Genomic DNA, 17459 nt, shown 5'->3' on the forward strand with positions numbered 1-17459 from the left:
CTCAGGGGGCTTCAACGTTTCCCAGCAGGATTGACGTCATGTCGGTCACGATCATCCCATCCACCGCCACGACTTCGACGCCGGTTTCATAAGAAACGTTGTGGCGCGTGATGCCCGATAGGTCCGCGTCATCGTCAAGAAAGACCCATTCCGGCCGCTTTGTTGTAGGCAGGCCGACCGCCACCCGTAGAATCTCCAATGCGTCCAGCGCATTCACTGAACCATCGCGGTTGAAGTCGGCCGCAATCAGGTTCTCGGGCGAGGCGAGTCCGAAAGTCGGGTCCAACCCGACCGAAATCCGCAAGACCTGCAGGGCGTCCAGCGCGTTGATCTCCTTGCTCGCCGTTGAATAGGTTTTGATTACGTCAAACTCACCCTCAAATGCACCCGACGGCAAGTTCAAATCAAACCGCCCATCGCTGTCAGCACGAACACTCACGGTGCCACCACCATTGGGAGCGAACCTGATTTCGGCGTCGCTGAGGCTGGGGTTCGAAGACCCGGAATTGATCGAAACGTTCCCCAGCACGCCATCGGAACTACCCGGATCGAGTCCTCCGAAATCCCCAAAGTCTACAGGAATATGATCCGGGCCGCCGAAACCTGCCCCAAACACCTGCGCACTGGTCAACGGTCCGCCGGACGCCGAAATCAAGTTGATCGTCTCATTGTGGTATTCGATGCGCGCGCCCTGCATCGTTGTCGTGAATGTGAGCTGTTCCGGGGTTCTCATCAACGGGTAGTCGAACAGGTCCAATCGGTCGACACCGGCCTGAAAATCCGTGATCGTGGTGAGGTCCGTGCGGTACTGCATAACAAAGATGTCCGCACCCGCCCCACCTGTCATAGTCGTGGCGCCGGTGCCTGCAATCAATATGTCATCCCCGGCCCCGCCCACGAGAGACGTCGGAAGGATATTGCCGCTCAGCATATCGTGCCCAGAAGTGCCATTTACCTCCCCGAACCCACTGCGCGTGACGCCTAGGTCTGCCACATTTAACGTAAGCTGTGTCAGGCCCGCATCTTGCTGCGAAGCGACCAGAATCTGCAATTCACCCCCGATATGCGCGACGCTGAAGGTCTCGACGTTTTGCAGCCCGCTGTGAATGGTATCGGCAAAGCTGTCCAGATACACCAATTGACCGGCAGGTGTCATAGTGAACAAGGTGATACCGTCATCGCCACCACCGGCCACCACGAAAACGCGCCCATCGACTTCGATCACCGAAAGGTCCTGAACCGACTCAAACCGGGTGTGCAGGGAATCCAAGACGTGATCGGTCGGGATCAGACGGCCATCGCCGGCCAGTTCCATGACACTGAGCGAGTTACTCTGGGCGCCAGCAACCACAACCCATGACCTTCCATAGGCTTGTACAACTTCGACCGCTGTCGGTGTTGCGATCCCCAGAGTCGCCAGAGATTCGGTGTTGTCCACCGCACTAATAGCGCCAGAATCCCCGTCGACGCGATAAGTCGAGACGGTGTTGTCGGCCGCATCCGCAGCAATCACAAAATTATCCGCGCCGATCCGAACTGCCTGCAACGAATCGACCCGCGCGGTGATTGAGCCCGAAGCGGTCAGCGTGCCGTCTCCATTAACGGCATAAGTGCCGATTTGCCCGGTGTCTTCATGCGCCATCATCAGCAGATCACGAGACCCGGTCGAAAGCTGAACCAATGCGGAAATGTCTCCGCCGCCATTCAGCGATCCTGTTTCACGTAGGGCACCGACGGTTCCATCAGGGTTCAGCTCATAACCGACAAGGCCTGTTGCAGTGTCGATATCCAAGACAAGCTGATCCCCACCGCCCAGCGAAACAGGTTCTCCGCTAGGTCCGACCTGAAACGTGATCGTACCGCTGAAATACTCTGTATCCATCATCTGAGGGACCGCACCATCGACCAGTTTCCAGACGGCGATACCGCCTCCTGGGCCGGTCAAACTGTACAGATACGTAACGCCGTTAAGCGTTTTTAAAGCCGTATCACGGATACCTGAATCGAGCGCTGCGCTCCCCGTCGCAATCACTCCTTCGAACTGAAGCATCATACCAAATCACCCAACGCCAAAACTTGGCAACGACTGCAGGATGATCTGATGCTCGGCCCGAAACCAAAGCGGAAATGTGGTGAAAACGAGGAGTTCGGTTTCAGTTTAACACAATTTTTCCTGGTTAGGGCGCATGAGTCACGGAAGGGAAAGACAGATGAACGGAACCCGGCCCACCCGGCCAAACGTGGACACCACATGTGAGGGTAAGATGACCAAAGAACATGAACCCAAGAACAAAACTGCGGAGCCCGGATCAGGCACCGGTCGCAAGGAACAAATTCGCCGGTGGATTGATGGCAAAATGCGCCGCTGGGCCGGGCGCGGGATCGTCGGGGGGCTGAGTTCGACGCTCATGGCCCTGCCTGCGTTGGCCCAAGCAACGATAGAAGAGCTGTACGCATATCAGTTTGCAGAGACGATCCCCGGCGTCCGATCGGTCAAGCTCCTGAAGAACGGTGACGTTCTGATCAAAATGGCCAATGGCAGCACCATGGTTGTGGCCTCTGAGAACGTTCAGGTTCTGGACAGCGGCGCTATCATGATCGCCGAAAACATCGTGGCAGAGATTGCTCAATTCAGCGTGGCCGAAGCCGGAGGTGCAGCTGCGGCCGGTGGTGGCATCAGCGGGGTCGGTGCCGCATTGGGCGGACTAGGTCTGGCCGGTGCAGCCGCTGCGGGCGCGGGTGGAGGCGGCGATGACGCTGAGCCGGTACAGCCAACGCCGACCTACCCGTTCCTTAACCTCGCGCAAGCGCAAGCCAGCGCGCTGAGTAGCACGGGTACGAACATCGCCATTCCGGAAGGAACCGAGACGGTAGAAGTCACCATAGGCTCGCTTGTTAAAACGGTGCTCTTGAATTCGGATGGCGGCTGGAGCATTTCCCTGACGCCTGCCGAAGCTGCAGGGCTGCCACAGGGTGTTCAAAATGTGACCGTTCGGCACCTTAGTGGCGACGGCCAAGAATTGTCGGTCGAAACCACCACTTACAACGTCGACACGATACCTCCTACCCTGACAATTTCCGGTCTCTCTGACGGTTCGGTCATGAACGCTGCGGAAAAGGCGACGGACCTTACTGTCTCCGGTACGACAAACGCCGAAAACGGGCAGACCGTTACTGTCACACTGAACGGGCAAACCTACACAGGTACGGTTGCCGATGGGCAATGGACCATTACAGTTCCTGCCGCCGATCTTGCAAATCTACCAGATGCGGCGGCGGTCAACGTGACCGCAGATGTCACTGATCAGGCAGGAAACCCGGCGGCACAGGCAAGCGATAGCTTTGACACCGACTTTACAGCTCCCACGATAACGCTGAACCAGATTTCCGACGGGTCCATCGAGCTGGTCGACGTTCAGAGTGACATGGTGCTGAGCGGGTCGACAACGGCCGCGGATGGCCAGACCGTGACAGTGGAGTTTGCCGGACATACCTATACGGGAGCTGCATCCGACGGGAATTGGAGCGTAACGGTTCCTGCTGCTGATCTAGCGAGTTTGCCTTCGGGAACTCCGGCTTCTGTGCGTGTTGTTGTCAGTGATGCTGCAGGAAATACATCGGTTCCGGCAACCGCATCGGTTCCCGTGGATCTGGCCGGGCCATCAATCGCCATTTCTCCGCTTTCTGTCGGTGCCGTCCTGAACGGGGTCGAAGTCGGGTCGGACCTGATGGTCTCGGGCATTACCGGGAACGTTGAGGACGGCCAGCAGGTTACGGTCACGCTGGACGGTGAAAGCTACACAGGCGTGGTGTCTGGCAACAGCTGGTCTGTCACAATCCCGGCTGCGGATCTTGCGGTTTTGGCAGACGGCGGCGCGTTTATTATCACGGCAGATGTATCGGATTCAGACGGTCTCGCGGCGAACCAGGTCAGTGTGCCCGTATCCAAGGACGTGACCGCTCCTACCCTCACCATCGACAGCTTTTCGGACGGGGCTGTCATGAATGCAGCCGAACAAGGCACGGACCTGACGATCAATGGATCGACAAATGCGGAAGATGGGCAAACTGTGACTGTTTCCCTGAATGGCCAAAACTATACCGGCACGGCCTCTGGCGGGACCTGGAGTACCACCGTTCCCGCATCAGATTTGGCGGCATTGACAGACGGCGCGACGATTGTGGTCACAGCAGATGTCGCGGACGCCGCTGGAAACCCAGCCGCTCAGGCAAGTGCAAGTTTTGACACCGATTTCTCAGCCCCAGCTATCGCCGTAACGGGTCTTTCCGATGGCGCCGCCATGAACGCGGCGGAACAAGGAACGGACCTGACTGTCTCGGGCACGTCTGACGCTCCGAATGGCACAACCATCACTGTTGAGCTTGTCAGGGCAGACGGTTCGGTGGTCCAGAGCAACACTACAGCCGTCAACGGCGGAACATGGACATTTGTTGCGCCAGCAGCCAGCCTCAGCAGCCTGCAGGACGGCGAAACTTACAACATAAACGCGTCGGTGTCTGACGCCGCCGGAAATAGCGCCAGCGCCAGCGCGGGGTTTAACACGGATTTCACTGCCCCTGCCCTGACTATAAACCCTCTGCACGTAGGATCAGTCCTGGACCTTGCAGAGCGGGGTAGCGATCTGACTATCTCTGGAACCACCACGGCAGAGGACGGACAGACCGTTACCGTCACCCTGGATGGCCAACCCTATACCGGTGTCGCCTCAGGTGGGGCCTGGACAGCTACAGTTCCCGCGTCGGATCTTGCCGGATTGGCGGATGGGACCAACTTTACTGTTTCGGCCGCGGTGGACGATTTGGCCGGAAACAGCGCCGCACCGACAACCACGACTCTCGCCACAGATTTCCGACCGCTTCTGAATTTGAACTCTGTAGGTACCAACAATGCTGTTTCGCTCAGCGATGCTCAGAGCTCCGGTGTGGTTGTTTCAGGAACATCAACCGGGCTGAACGCCGGCCAAACTGTAAACGTGACACTTAACAGTTCCACTGTCGGCACCACGACTGTAGCTGCGGACGGCACTTGGTCATTAACTGTTCCCTCTTCCGAGTTTTCCAGCATCAATGCCGGCGACGATCTGACCTTCGAGGCTCAGGCACCAGTCTCCGGTGGTCCGAATCCCTTGCCTGCCACCGATGAGGCCACTGCCCATACACCGGCGGCTTACGTCCTCACCCAGGCCAGCCGGGCCGGCTCGACAATCACATTCGAGGTTTTTGCAGACTCTGACCGAGACATATCCAGCGGGTTGGCTATGACGCTGGAGATGGGTTTTGATCCAACCGTTGTGACATTTGACAGCGGATCAGATATCGGCAACGGCGCTTTCGGGTATTATCTTTCAAATCCCGTCGGAAGCTCCATAGTCAATTTCGCCGGGATCTCGCCGACCTTTACAGACCTGAGTCAGCCATTGGTGACATTCACCATGACCGTTCAGGATCCCAGCAAACCTATTGAATTGACCATAACCACACCGGATGGCGGCCCCTCGACCATTATTCTTGGCACCGACGGAGACGACACGTTGGTCGCAACCGACGTAGACAATTTCATCCGCGGTCAAGATGGAAACGACGCCATCAATGTCTCGGACGCAGGCCGCGACGTTGTCGTATTCGAAGCGGATCCGGCGGCAAACGGTATCGATACGATTACGGGTTTCTCTCTGGGCGCTGCGTCAGACGTGGCCGACGCGTTGATGTTCAGCGGTCTCGATCTGACAAGTTTGCGAGGCAACGGCACAGGCGTGGAAACGCTGAACGCCGGCGGCTCGGTCGCCGCGAATACAGGCATCGTCGGATTGACCACAGTCTTGGCGGACCTGACTACGGGCACAATCGAAGCAGCCGTCGAAAGCCTGGCCGGAATTCAGGCGGGCGATGAGCTCTACGTGTTCGCGACAGACGGCGATGACAGTGTTCTGGTCAAGGTCGACTACTCAGCCCCGAGCTCGGCCGCCGTTCATACCGTAGCTCATTTCAACGGACTGAATGACCTGAGCGGGTTGAGTACGGACAACATCCTGCACACCGACCCAACAGGTGCGACGGCCTGATTGAAACCTGCGCTGCCGGTTCCCGCAACCGGCAGTTCCACCAGACATCAAGGGGTCAAACATGGCACAGAATGGCCTGTTTCCAGTAACATATGCGCGACACAGGGGTCGGTATTGGAAGCGCTTTTCGTCTTTTCACTTTGTGAATGGCCGATCGGAATGTCCGATTGTCGAAAAAGAGGTTCTTCACGTAGCGGCAGCCTATCCGATCGTGTTCCGTAGAAGCGAAACAACCGTCGAGCCTGTGGCCGTGTTATCGCTGTTACCCGATGCACCAACGCCATTTGTTGCCCAGGACGGCCGTTGGTTGGCCGGTTACATCCCGTCCGATCTGCGGTGCCCACCTTTTCAGGCGAGCTTGCCTGATCGGCAATTCGGCACCGAAGAAAACCGTTTGCAACTCATGGTCGATGAAACACTTGGGCTGGTAACGGACGTTCCCGGAGACGAGCCCTTTTTTACCGAGGCCGGCGACCTGACCGCGGAACTTCATAGAGTTCACACGTTTCTACAAGCACGCGCAGCTTCTGCCCATCAAACGCAGTCTATGTGCGGCGTATTGGACAAGTTGGAACTGTTCGAACCGATGAAGCGCTACGAGGGTGTCAATTTACCAGCCGGATGCCTTGGGATTGCGGCACCACGTTCAAACGCTCTGTCTCAGACCGAAAAACTGACTCTACTGGAAATCGGGGCTTTTCGACTAATCCACGCACACCAAGTATCGCTTTCGCACTTGACCTGGCTATCGCGCGCGCATGAGCAGTCGGGCTGGTCGAGAAAACCAAAGCACTATACCGAAGATTCAGACATTTCGCGTTTTCTCAGAGCCATGGCGCACGCGCAGAGAGAAGAGCTTTTGGAAATTGGTGAAGTGTGATGACGCTCAGGCTTTACCCCACCCATCTCCGAAAGTTCCTTGCCTTGATTTTGGTCCCTTTGATAGCGGCCTGCGCACCTCCACGTGACCTTGCGGGTGTCGAAGCATCGCTTTCCATTGGCTCGGTCGGGGCCGGTGCCCAAGCACCGGTGAAGCGCCTGACTCAAAGCGAATTCGGGCAACGGGTTCGAGAAGCCGTCGAAACAAATCCGAATCTGGCGCAAAGCGCGACAAGGCTCGAAATTGCAAATGCCAACCAAAGGGCGGCAGAGGGAGCTTTCCTTCCGCGAGTCTCAATGGGCGTCAATGGGCGATCCGAGCGCGCGGATTCTGACATTGCGGATGTAACACCTTTTTTGCGAGTGTCGCAGCTGGTCTACGATGGGGGTGCCGCGTCCGGTGAACTGGCGGCCGCAAAGGCACGGGTTCTCGAAAATCGGGGGGGGCAGCTGCAAACCGCTGCGGCACTAACCCTTGCCGCGATAGAAACTTATGTTGTCGTCCTTGATCAGCGCAAGATCCGCGAGATCTCGGCCCAGAACGTTGACGTGCACGAAGAGATCGTGCGTCAGATCACAGAGCGAACCGAGCAGGGTGCGGGGTCGAATGCCGACGTGTTGACCGCACGATCACGCATGGCGGACGCACGAACACAGCTTGCAGACGCTGAGGCCCGAACGGACAGAGCAGAAGCGCAGTTCCGCGAAGTTTTTGGTCAGGCTCCAGGTCCGCTTGCCGCTCCGGTGGCTGCACCCAGGCTGACCCGCACCGATACGCAAATTGTTTTGGACAGCCCGCAGGTGCGCCGCGCGAATGCAGCATTGATGGCAGCGCGGGCCGAACAAACCGCAGCAATCGCACGGCGGCAGCCGGGCGTGGAAATTACGGCGTTTGCCAATCGGGATGACAGCGATGACGCCAATTTCGGGCTCGATCTGTCCTTTAATTATGAACTGGACAGCACCGGTCAACGCCGAGCTTCCATCGCTGCCGCCGAGGCCCAGGTGAGAGAAGCCGAGTTCGCCCGTGAAACCCTGATCCGCGAAATCCGTCGCGAGCTGGAGTTCATCCGCTCAGATCAGGAAGCGGGCGCCGTTCGCTTGCAAGCAGCGCGCCTGGCAGTTCAGGCCAACGCCGAAAGCGTGGATGCTGCGCGCGCTCAGTTCTCAATCGGTCGGCGCAGCCTCATCGAGATACTGGACGCTCAGCGGGACTATGTGCACGCACAGCAAAGGCTGATTTTAGCAGAGCAAAGCTTTTTTCTGACGAACTACGCCGCTCTCAGTCTGACCGGGGACATCCTGGATTTCCTCAATATTTCAATCACTAGCCAGGGTGGTGAATTATGACCGCACTAAAACCGCTGTCTCGTACTCAAGAGCTGACGCCGTTAGAAACCTGCCTGCTGCACGTGGCCTCGCACCTGGATCGCTCGCTTACAGTGGCCGCACTTCAGGCAGCCCATTCTAACGCGTCGGGTAGGTTGAGCATTCGGGACGCAATCGAAGTCGCACATCACGCCGGGCTGCAGGCCGGTTTCGGTGCGAGGAAGCTTGCGGGTTTCGACGACACTCTGGTTCCGGCGCTTCTTCTTTTGGAAAACGACAAGGCCGTTGTCTTCCGCGGACGCGCTAAAAACGGTCTTCTTCTGATTTTTGACCCCGCCATGGGTGAAAGTATCGGTGAAGTCGCGGAATCGGTTATTGCCAAGCACTATACCGGATACGCGATTTTGTTTCGTCGCAGCCACAAAGAAGAATCTGCGAAACGCAACAAGCCTGCGTCCGGCCATTGGTTTTGGTCTGCTATGTTGGCGAACCGCTGGTCCTATGCCCAAGTGGCCCTTGCCGCAGCAGTGGCGAACTTGCTTGGTCTATCAACATCCGTGTTCATCATGGTCGTCTACGACAGGGTGCTTCCGAACGAGGCAACAGAGTCCCTGATCGCCCTAACGCTCGGCGTGAGTCTTGCGCTTGCGTTTGACTTCGCTCTGAAACTCTTGCGCGCAGGATTCATCGACCGAGCTGGTCAAAAAGCCGATATGTTCATGGGGCGGCGCGTTTTCGATCAGGTGTTGAACATCAAGATGAAATCCCGCACCGGTTCGACTGGCGCCATTGCCAGCACCATCCGCGAATTTGAAACTCTGCGCGAGTTTTTCACCTCTGCAACTTTGGTCGCACTGGTCGATCTACCCTTCATCGCCCTGTTTATAATGGTCATTTACGTCGTGGGCGGGCCACTTGCGCTCATCCCGGCGCTCGCTGTTCCTGTTGTTTTACTTGCCGGTATGGCGGTTCAGCCCTTGTTATCGAGGTTGGCCGAAAAGAGCTTCGCTGACGGTCAGTCAAAACAATCCGTTCTGGTCGAAACCGTATCAGGTCTTGAGACCATCAAAACCACGGCTGCGGCGCGTCAGATGCGTGCGCGATGGGATGACGCGATTGAACGACAGTCCTCACACGGCATTCGCAGCAGAACGGTGACACAATTTGCCCTAAACCTAACCGGTTTCACGCAACAGGCGGCACAGGTTCTGATCGTTTTTTATGGTGTGTTTCTGATCACGGACGGCCAGGCAAGTATGGGTGCCCTGATTGCCTCGGTGATGCTGACAGGACGTGCACTGGCCCCATTGGGACAACTTGCGCAGACACTGACTCGCGTCAATCAAGCGCGCAGCGCATACCGAAATCTGAACGCATTGATGCAGGCGGAAAGTGAGCGGCCCGAAGGTCGAAATTGGATCAGCCGCCCGCATATAGACGGTCGTATTTCCTTTAAGGACGTGTGTTTTTCGTACCCAGATCAGACGGATGATACGCTTTCCGGGGTCTCGTTTGATATAGCTCCCGGGGAAAAGGTCGCAATTCTGGGACCGATCGGATCAGGCAAAAGCACGATCACACGCTTGCTGCTGGGGCTATACGAACCCAGGGCTGGATCGGTCATGTTAGACGGCGTTGATATCCGGCAGATAGATCCAGGCGATCTTCGTCGCAATGTCGGTTCGGTTTTGCAGGATGTCTGGCTTTTTTCCGGTTCTATCCGGGACAACATTGCTAGTGGTGCGATCCGACCCCGAGACCAAGATCTGATCGAAGCAAGTCAGGTGGCCGGAGTGGAAGATTTCGTTGTTCATCACCCAAGCGGCTATGACCAACAGCTGGCAGAGCGTGGCGAAGGCTTGTCTGGTGGTCAACGGCAAGCCATCGCGCTTGCCAGGGCGCTGATCGGGCGGCCTCCGGTTTTGCTTTTGGACGAACCAACCAGTGCGATGGACGTGAAAACCGAAGCCGAGGTCATTAAACGCCTGAAACAGGCAACCGCCGACACCACAATGGTGATCATCACGCACCGCACCAGCCTGTTGGAACTGGTCGACAGGGTTATTGTGATCGAACGTGGTCAAGTTGGCGCCGACGGACCCACAAGCATGCTCAGCCAGCACGCACGCGTAGCAGGGAGGCACTTGAATGTCGCGGCATCCTGACCTGGATTCGATGGCCCGAGAAATGCGGGGGCGATCTCCGCTACGGGGGTCGCTCCTGCTGCTAGTCATCTTCGCCTGCCTCCTGACATCGGTGTTTTGGGCTTACCTGACAGAACTGGACGATGTGACCCGCGTGGACGGTCGGATTGTCCCTTCCGCAGATGTTCAACTGATCGAAGCGACGGAACCCGGTGTCCTTCAATCCTTGCACACTAAGGAAGGTCAGATCGTCGAAAAAGGCACATTGCTGATGGAGTTCGACACCACACAAATTGACAGCCAACTGAGTCAAGAAGAACAGCGCGCATTTGGGTTGATGGCACGGGCTCAACGATTGCAGGCGGAAATAGATGGAGCAACCCTCACATTCTCGCCAAAGCTAATCGAAGGTGCTCCGGAAGTGGTGAAATCGGAAACCGCTTTGTTCCAGGGTCGCCAAACCGAGCTGATGGCCGAAATCGCGATATTTGAGCGGCAGCGAGAACAACGCCGCCGCGAGTATGAAGAAGGACTTGTAGATCAGGTCACTGCAGACGAAACACTCAGGATTTTGGCCGAGGAACGCGCAATTATGGCGCCGCTGGTCGAAAAACGGATGGAGCCTGCAACGACCCTTTTGACGCTTCGTAGAAGCGCCGCAGAATGGGAAGGACGTAAAGTTCGAGCAAAAGCGGTTACCAACAGGTTGCAAACCGGCCTCAAAGAAATCGACGACAGGATACAAGCCGCTCACAGCAGATTCCGCAGTGCGGCGCTGACCGATCTAGCAGCCACGACAGCCGAATTGGCCGCGCTTAGGCCATCATTGCCAGCCTTGCGGGACCGTGCGGATCGAGCCCAAGTCCGGTCTCCTGTCCGTGGCATCGTCAATCGCATTCATCGGACAACGATCGGCGGTTTGGCACGCAGCGGGGAAGAACTGATCGAAATTGTCCCATTGGACGACAAGCTGTTGGTCGAAGCCTATGTCCGCCCCAAGGATATCGCCTTTCTGCATGCGGGCCAGTCTGTAAAAATTAAGATCACAGCCTATGATTTCGCTCGTTATGGAGCGCTGTATGGAGAGATCACGCGCATAGGTGCGACTACAATCACTCGAACCGAACGCAATGACGAAGAAGTATTTGTCATCGAAATCCAGACGAGTCATGCAATTTTGGATGCAAACGGGATCGCTGTTGAGATTATCCCGGGAATGATTGCCGAGGTGGACATTCTATCCGGCAAGAAAACCGTATTGGACTACCTTCTGCAACCCGTCATCAAGGTCAAGGATCGGGCTCTGCGCGAATAGTAACCTGAACCCAAGAGGGCTGCGTTGTTTAGCGGCGCGTGCTGGCGGGAGGAAACCGCGACCGGCAACTACTACCACTCGACATCTCCCAAGAAAATGTACCCAGCCCCGTAGATGGTTTTTATCAAACGTGGATTCTTTGGGTCTTCACCCAGTTTGGTGCGCAACCGCGAAATCCTGACATCCATTGCCCTGTCGAAACTGTCACCGGCAGCCCCGCCCAGCGCCTCTTGCATCTGGGCCCGGCTGATCAAACGCTTGGGGCTTTCCAGAAACAGCCGGAGAACTTCGCCTTCGGCATGGCTGAAAGGGGTCTCGTTTCCGGTTCCATCCACAAGAATGTAGCGGTCAAAGTATGCCGTCCACCCATTGAACTGCGCCACGTCCGACTGCATCGTCTGCACCCTTGGCGACCGCAACCGCGCGCGAATGCGGGCCACGACTTCAGCCGGATCGAATGGCTTGGTAATATAATCGTCTGCCCCCAGCTCTAACCCGGTGACGCGATCTTGTACTTGCGCCCGGCCGGAAATGATGATGACTGCGGCCCCCTGCTCAAGGGCCAATCTGTGGACCAGGGCCAGCCCGTCCGTATCCGGCAAGGATAAATCAACCAAACACACATCCGGTGTGACACGTTTAAGCGAGGCTTCAAATTCGCGCGCACGGGAAAAGCTTTGGGTGCGGAAACCGGCCTCTTCCAGCGCGTCTGTCAAAATGCGCCGGATCTCGGGCTCATCATCGACAATGGTTACCAGCGGTTTGGTCATCAGGCAGCCTCGTCTCGGATCAGGGCGGACAGTTGCGCCCGCGTGAACGGTTTACGCAGCACAGGGGCGCGCTTCAGTGCTTCTCGGTGTAGCGGGTCAGAATAGGGCAAGGACGTCATCAGAATGCACGGCAAAAATGGTTTGAGCTTCGCTAGCAGGTCCAGACCAGTCTTCTGCCCTTCAAGACGAATGTCCGAAAGCACAAGGGCAATGTCTTCGACATTTTCCGCCAGTGCCGACGCTTCATCGCACGACGTCGCCTCGATCACCGAAAACCCAAGATCGACCAGCATATCGCGGAACTGGCGGCGCAGGTCGTCGCTGTCTTCGACCAACAGGACCAGACCTTCCTGAACAGGAGGGGCAGGACGATAGGGAAGCCGCAGTACAACCGATGCACCCGACGGAGTGTTGCGCAGGTTCAGGTCACCACCTGCCAGCTTGACCGTGTCATACACCATCGGCAGGCCCAGTCCCGATCCCTTGTCGCCTTTGGTCGTAAAGAATGGGTTCAGTGCCTTCTCTAACGCTTCTTTCGAAAATCCGGGACCAGTGTCTGACACGGCGATCTCAGCCCAGATTTCACCAATTGTATGAGCGCTGATCGTGATCTGGCCCGACCCGCCACAGGCATCACGCGCATTGAGCACTAGATTTAGCAAAGCGTCCTGAATCATACCCGGGTCCAACATAAGGGCTTTGCCCGGCAGCGTGTTAACGACCGACAAACCAACCCCGCGCGGCAGCGAAGGAGTAGCCAGAATTCGCAGGTCTTCCAGCAATCCGCGCATGTCCGTCGCCTTGGGTTGAGGTGTTCTGTTACCGGTCATATCAGCGATACGGTTCAGCAATTGCCCGCCTCGGCGGGCCGTTTGCTGGGTCGCGGCAACGAGTTCGCGCGCTTCGTCCGACAAACCCATTTTTTCCAGTCGCGACTGCATACCTAGTATAATAGTCAGCAGGTTGGAAAAGTCGTGGGCCAAGCCACTGGTCATCTGCGCAGCCATTGCGCGACGACGCGTTTGTTGCAACGCAACACGCGCTTGCGTTTCCTCGGTGATGTCGACGGACATCACGTAAACCCCCCCTTCACCATCGGGTGTAAAGGACACTCGGATGCGTCTGGAGTCCTGATCTTCGGTGAACTCAAAAACCGACGTTTCCCCGGCGTACGCCTTCTGCAAAAACGGCTCGACCCGTAAATATGCCGTAGAACCCAACGCCTGAGAAATATGCATGCCCAAGATCTCGGACGGGCGACCGGGCATGACCGAGTTCAGGCGACGATTGGAATAGTCATACCGACCATCGGGGTCCAGATGCGCGATATGGGCCGGCATCATTTCGGTGGTCATGCGCGTGCGCGCTTCGATTTCAGTCAGCTGGCGTTTGGCTTCTTCCAAAGCCGAATTGGTAGCCGCAAGCTTTCTGTTCGTCGCTGACAGCTCCTCGGCCCGATCCAACAACTGACCAGAGAGCTCTTCTGACCGAGCACGCAACAAGGCCTCGGCCTGTTTCGTGTTGGTGATGTCTGTATAGACCGCCACCCAGCCGCCCCTGGGCAAAGGCGCACCTTCGACCGAGATCACCTGACCATTAGCGCGAACGCGTTCGATATAGTGAGGTTCGAATGTCAGAGCCTGTTTTACCCGCAGCTCGACGACTTCCTCGACGTCCTTAACCTCTCCGTATTCGCCATTGGAGGCGAGGTGTCGGATCGTATCGCTGAACAGAGCGCCCGGCTGGACCAGGTGGTCGGGCAGATCGAACATCGACTGAAACGGCCGATTGCTGACCACCAGCCGAAGTTGGCTGTCATAAATCGACAGCGCCTGTCCGATCAGATTCAGACCGGCCGTTGTCATAGCCTTGATTTGCTGTTCAGTTATATCCAAAGCCGCCCTCCCCGCATTACATGCGTAACACCGGTTCCGTCACAGGTGTAGGGGGCAGGCGCGCGACACTTTGGGGCAACAAGCTTTGATCGCTTGTGGATCAATACCTGGCTTTGGACTTTGGCCCTTCGGCCGTTATCGAATCCAACGACAGTGTATGATCCATGTTTCGCATGCGGTGACGCAACATTTGTCGACTTAGCCGCGCCAGATCCGTCGAATATTCGGGATCCGAGGCCACGTTCTGCATTTCTCCGCTATTCTGGTGATCAAACAGAATAGGCGGAAGTTCCGCAGCGAACTCGACCAGAGTAAAACGCCCGTCCCGCAGGATGCCCAGGCACGAGTCGCTGTTGCCCGTTCCCAGAACGTGTTGCCAAACAGAAGGGTCTTCGGGCTCGGCAAAGTCCAGTTCACTGAAAGAATAGCTGCGCCAGTCGTCAGGGGTTTCGCCCTGCAACAGCGGTAGCAGCGATCGCCCGTCCATTGAATTCGGGATCGGCTGACCTACCCAATCCAATATCGTTGGCGTGATGTCGATGGACTCGGTTGGTAAAGAAACAACTGATCCGGCACGCGCCTGATTGTTAGGATCCCGGATCATCAGGGGCGTTTTATAGGCCGCGTCGTAGACGGTCATCTTGCCCCAGCTGTGCCGGTCACCCAGCATCTCGCCGTGATCGGCCGTGATAACCACCATAGTGTCGTCGTATTGGCCACTGTCCTTCAGGAACTGGATGACCCGCCCAACGTGATGGTCGACCTCGGTTGCAAGCCCCAGATATACGGCGCGCAGGGTTTGAATGTTCTCGAGGGTTGGCTCGACGTCATCAAACCCCAGCACGAAATCACCGGCGGTCTGGTTGGCAATTGTCGGGCCAAAGAAGGGATGCATTGCGCTCTCTTCCGAGGCATCCGAAAGCCCGGCGGGCCGAGGCAGCGTCGCTGGATCGTACATATCATTATACGGTGCAGGCGCGACCAATGGCGGATGCGGCCGAATGTATGTCAGATGAGCGAACCAGTTCTCAGCGGAAAACGGTGCCATGCTGTTCAAGAACACATCCGTCAGGAAGGCCGTGTCACTGTCTTCGGCCCGATACAGGGCAGGATCATTTAATCGCGGTTTGCCGCCACTTGGCGCCGTCGGTTTGTGGACATCCCAGTAATCTTTGAACTCATAGCCCTTTTTCATCAGGTGGGAACGCCAAGGGTAGGATTCCTCAAGCCGCATTTCGACCACTTCGTGGAATCCGTTCATCGGGTGTTCATACGATTTCAGGATCGGATCGTTCTGGTTATGCACCCGAGGGTCCGCGGATGTGTCGGTGTACCCAAACAGCATCGGCAGATACCCTGCCTTGCGCATCTCGGTCGCGATGTTCGGGGTGTCGTGCCGCAACGGCGTGCCATTGCGAACCGAGCGGTGATTCATTGCGTATTGCCCGGTCAGGATGGAGGCACGCGACGGGCCACAGGGATTGGTTACCGAAAAATGCTGCTCGAACGTCACCGCTTCGTCCATGAACGCCCGCAAGTTTGGCAGATCGACATGGGCCGCCAAGGCACCGTTCAGGCAGTCGGCGCGCAATTGATCTATGATGATGAACAAGACATTTCCGGCGTGCGGCATTTCGATCTCCCTGATTCCACATACGTGGTACCGAAGCGAACTCTGTCCATGTTCGCAAAGCCCGGCAACAAGATAGTCGCTCCCTGTCGAAATTTGTTTCGGTTCCGGGGCGGTTCGGGTCTGGGTGCGGCTTAGCGAAACGAAAAATGTGTTTGAACGCAACGTCCTATGGGATTGGGGCTTTTGTGCCTGAAATTGTCACCTAGACGCTATTACGCGGCGAAAATTACCGGACAAATTGCAAAAATCCGTTGCAGGTCAATACCCTTTGGCATCACATACGCGCATGACCCAGCCTATGATACAGTCGGACCGTGACGCCAACGGCGTCTACCTGCGGGTTTCGGGTGATCTGCTGACACAATCCTTGGAAACGGTAGAAAAGGCATTTACCTCGTTTCACACGGATGGAAACGACGTCACCGTCGATCTGTCCAAGGTCGACGCGCTGGATACCGGTGGCGCATGGCTGATTGCCGACCTGGCGCGCCGTGTCAAAGCGGGCGGAGCCGATGTGCATTACCTGGGACTAAATCCCGCTCATTCCGCGCTGCTCGAGACTGTGGCGGAAAACATACCGGACGATCCTGGAATCGAAACCGAACGCCGCAGCTTTGTCGACTGGGTAGCAAGTGTAGGGAAACGCACGGTCCAGGCCGGAAAGGATGGCCTGTCGCTGCTCGGTTTTTTGGGTCTGACGCTGCACCGCCTGGTTCGCACCATCCTGATGCCGCGCCGGCTACGTACCGCGGCACTGGTATCCCAAATGGAGGAAACCGGCTTCAAGGCTATACCGATCGTCGCCCTGATGGGGTTCCTGATCGGCGTCGTACTGGCCTTTCAGGGCGCGACTCAGCTGAAGCAATTCGGGGCCGAGATTTTTGTGGTCGAGCTGATTTCGATTTCGGTGCTGCGTGAACTTGGCATTTTGCTGACCGCGATCATTGTCGCCGGCCGGTCCGGTTCAGCCTTCACCGCATCAATTGGTTCGATGAAAGTTCAGGAAGAAATCGACGCGATGCGGACGCTGGGTCTGGACCCGGTTGAGGTTTTGGTAATCCCGCGGGTTGTGGCGCTGTTGATCATGCTTCCGATTCTTGGATTCATCGCGGATATTGCTGCGCTGATCGGTGGTGGATTGATGAGCTGGATCGACCTTGGTGTAAGCCCCGGCATGTTCGTAACACGCCTGAAAGAGAATACCGGTATCTGGCAATTTGCCATCGGCATGATCAAAGCCCCATTCTTTGCGCTTGTTATCGGCGTTATTGCCTGCTGGCAGGCGATGCAGGTCAAGGGATCAGCCCAAAGCGTAGGACAAAGAACAACCGCATCGGTTGTGCAGTCCATCTTTATGGTCATCGCGCTGGACGCCCTGTTCTCGATCTTCTTCTCGGTGATGGAGGTCTGA

The 17459-nt window shown here is 56.8% G+C and carries 10 protein-coding genes; 6 read left to right on the forward strand and 4 right to left on the reverse strand.

What is annotated here, in order from left to right; genetic code table 11:
* Nucleotide 1: 1 nt before the first annotated feature.
* On the reverse strand, nucleotides 2-2053 hold the full coding sequence (locus tag ACR0J0_RS14150; protein WP_480664793.1) for a dockerin type I domain-containing protein: 2052 nt from the start codon (nucleotides 2051-2053) through the stop codon (nucleotides 2-4).
* Between the two features lie 211 nt (nucleotides 2054-2264).
* Between ACR0J0_RS14150 and ACR0J0_RS14155 the strand changes: the two genes are divergently transcribed.
* The 5 genes from ACR0J0_RS14155 (at nucleotide 2265) to ACR0J0_RS14175 (ending at nucleotide 11750) form a co-directional block, all read left to right on the forward strand.
* Entirely contained in the window at nucleotides 2265-6083 is a 3819-nt protein-coding gene (locus tag ACR0J0_RS14155) for an Ig-like domain-containing protein (RefSeq protein ID WP_480664794.1), read from the forward strand.
* A 61-nt stretch (nucleotides 6084-6144) separates the two neighbouring features.
* On the forward strand, nucleotides 6145-6963 hold the full coding sequence (locus tag ACR0J0_RS14160; RefSeq protein ID WP_480664795.1) for a SapC family protein: 819 nt from the start codon (nucleotides 6145-6147) through the stop codon (nucleotides 6961-6963).
* Nucleotides 6963-8312 (forward strand): TolC family protein, encoded by a 1350-nt coding sequence (locus tag ACR0J0_RS14165; RefSeq protein WP_480664796.1) that lies wholly within the window; start codon nucleotides 6963-6965, stop codon nucleotides 8310-8312. Before ACR0J0_RS14160 ends, ACR0J0_RS14165 begins: the two co-directional genes overlap by 1 nt.
* Nucleotides 8309-10456, forward strand: coding sequence for a type I secretion system permease/ATPase (locus ACR0J0_RS14170; RefSeq protein ID WP_480664797.1), 2148 nt, complete (start codon nucleotides 8309-8311; stop codon nucleotides 10454-10456). Before ACR0J0_RS14165 ends, ACR0J0_RS14170 begins: the two co-directional genes overlap by 4 nt.
* Nucleotides 10440-11750 (forward strand): HlyD family type I secretion periplasmic adaptor subunit, encoded by a 1311-nt coding sequence (locus ACR0J0_RS14175; protein ID WP_480664798.1) that lies wholly within the window; start codon nucleotides 10440-10442, stop codon nucleotides 11748-11750. Before ACR0J0_RS14170 ends, ACR0J0_RS14175 begins: the two co-directional genes overlap by 17 nt.
* 71 nt (nucleotides 11751-11821) lie before the next feature.
* On the opposite strand, the gene ACR0J0_RS14180 is transcribed toward ACR0J0_RS14175, so the two are convergent.
* The 3 genes from ACR0J0_RS14180 to ACR0J0_RS14190 form a co-directional block, all read right to left on the reverse strand.
* The gene (locus ACR0J0_RS14180; protein ID WP_480664799.1) at nucleotides 11822-12520 is read right to left on the reverse strand and encodes a response regulator transcription factor; all 699 of its coding nucleotides are present in this window, start codon (nucleotides 12518-12520) and stop codon (nucleotides 11822-11824) included.
* A complete protein-coding gene (locus ACR0J0_RS14185) occupies nucleotides 12520-14415 on the reverse strand; it encodes a hybrid sensor histidine kinase/response regulator (RefSeq protein ID WP_480664800.1) in 1896 nt (631 codons plus the stop codon). The genes ACR0J0_RS14180 and ACR0J0_RS14185 overlap by 1 nt, the downstream gene beginning before the upstream one ends.
* Nucleotides 14416-14515: 100 nt before the next feature.
* On the reverse strand, nucleotides 14516-16048 hold the full coding sequence (locus tag ACR0J0_RS14190) for an alkaline phosphatase family protein (protein WP_480664801.1): 1533 nt from the start codon (nucleotides 16046-16048) through the stop codon (nucleotides 14516-14518).
* A gap of 298 nt (nucleotides 16049-16346) precedes the next feature.
* Here ACR0J0_RS14190 and ACR0J0_RS14195 point away from each other — a divergent pair, with 298 nt between their 5' ends.
* Nucleotides 16347-17459, forward strand: a complete 1113-nt coding sequence (locus ACR0J0_RS14195; RefSeq protein ID WP_480664802.1) for an MlaE family lipid ABC transporter permease subunit — start codon at nucleotides 16347-16349, stop codon at nucleotides 17457-17459.

This window comes from Ruegeria sp. BF12 (assembly GCF_056538705.1).

What these genes read in the sequence shown, in the direction of transcription:
- ACR0J0_RS14150 (WP_480664793.1), bottom strand. Translation starts at nt 2,053, where the DNA reads ATGATGCTTCAGTTCGAAGGAGTGATTGCGACGGGGAGCGCAGCGCTC.
- ACR0J0_RS14155 (WP_480664794.1), top strand. Translation starts at nt 2,265, where the DNA reads ATGACCAAAGAACATGAACCCAAGAACAAAACTGCGGAGCCCGGATCA.
- ACR0J0_RS14160 (WP_480664795.1), top strand. Translation starts at nt 6,145, where the DNA reads ATGGCACAGAATGGCCTGTTTCCAGTAACATATGCGCGACACAGGGGT.
- ACR0J0_RS14165 (WP_480664796.1), top strand. Translation starts at nt 6,963, where the DNA reads ATGACGCTCAGGCTTTACCCCACCCATCTCCGAAAGTTCCTTGCCTTG.
- ACR0J0_RS14170 (WP_480664797.1), top strand. Translation starts at nt 8,309, where the DNA reads ATGACCGCACTAAAACCGCTGTCTCGTACTCAAGAGCTGACGCCGTTA.
- ACR0J0_RS14175 (WP_480664798.1), top strand. Translation starts at nt 10,440, where the DNA reads ATGTCGCGGCATCCTGACCTGGATTCGATGGCCCGAGAAATGCGGGGG.
- ACR0J0_RS14180 (WP_480664799.1), bottom strand. Translation starts at nt 12,520, where the DNA reads ATGACCAAACCGCTGGTAACCATTGTCGATGATGAGCCCGAGATCCGG.
- ACR0J0_RS14190 (WP_480664801.1), bottom strand. Translation starts at nt 16,048, where the DNA reads ATGCCGCACGCCGGAAATGTCTTGTTCATCATCATAGATCAATTGCGC.
- ACR0J0_RS14195 (WP_480664802.1), top strand. Translation starts at nt 16,347, where the DNA reads ATGATACAGTCGGACCGTGACGCCAACGGCGTCTACCTGCGGGTTTCG.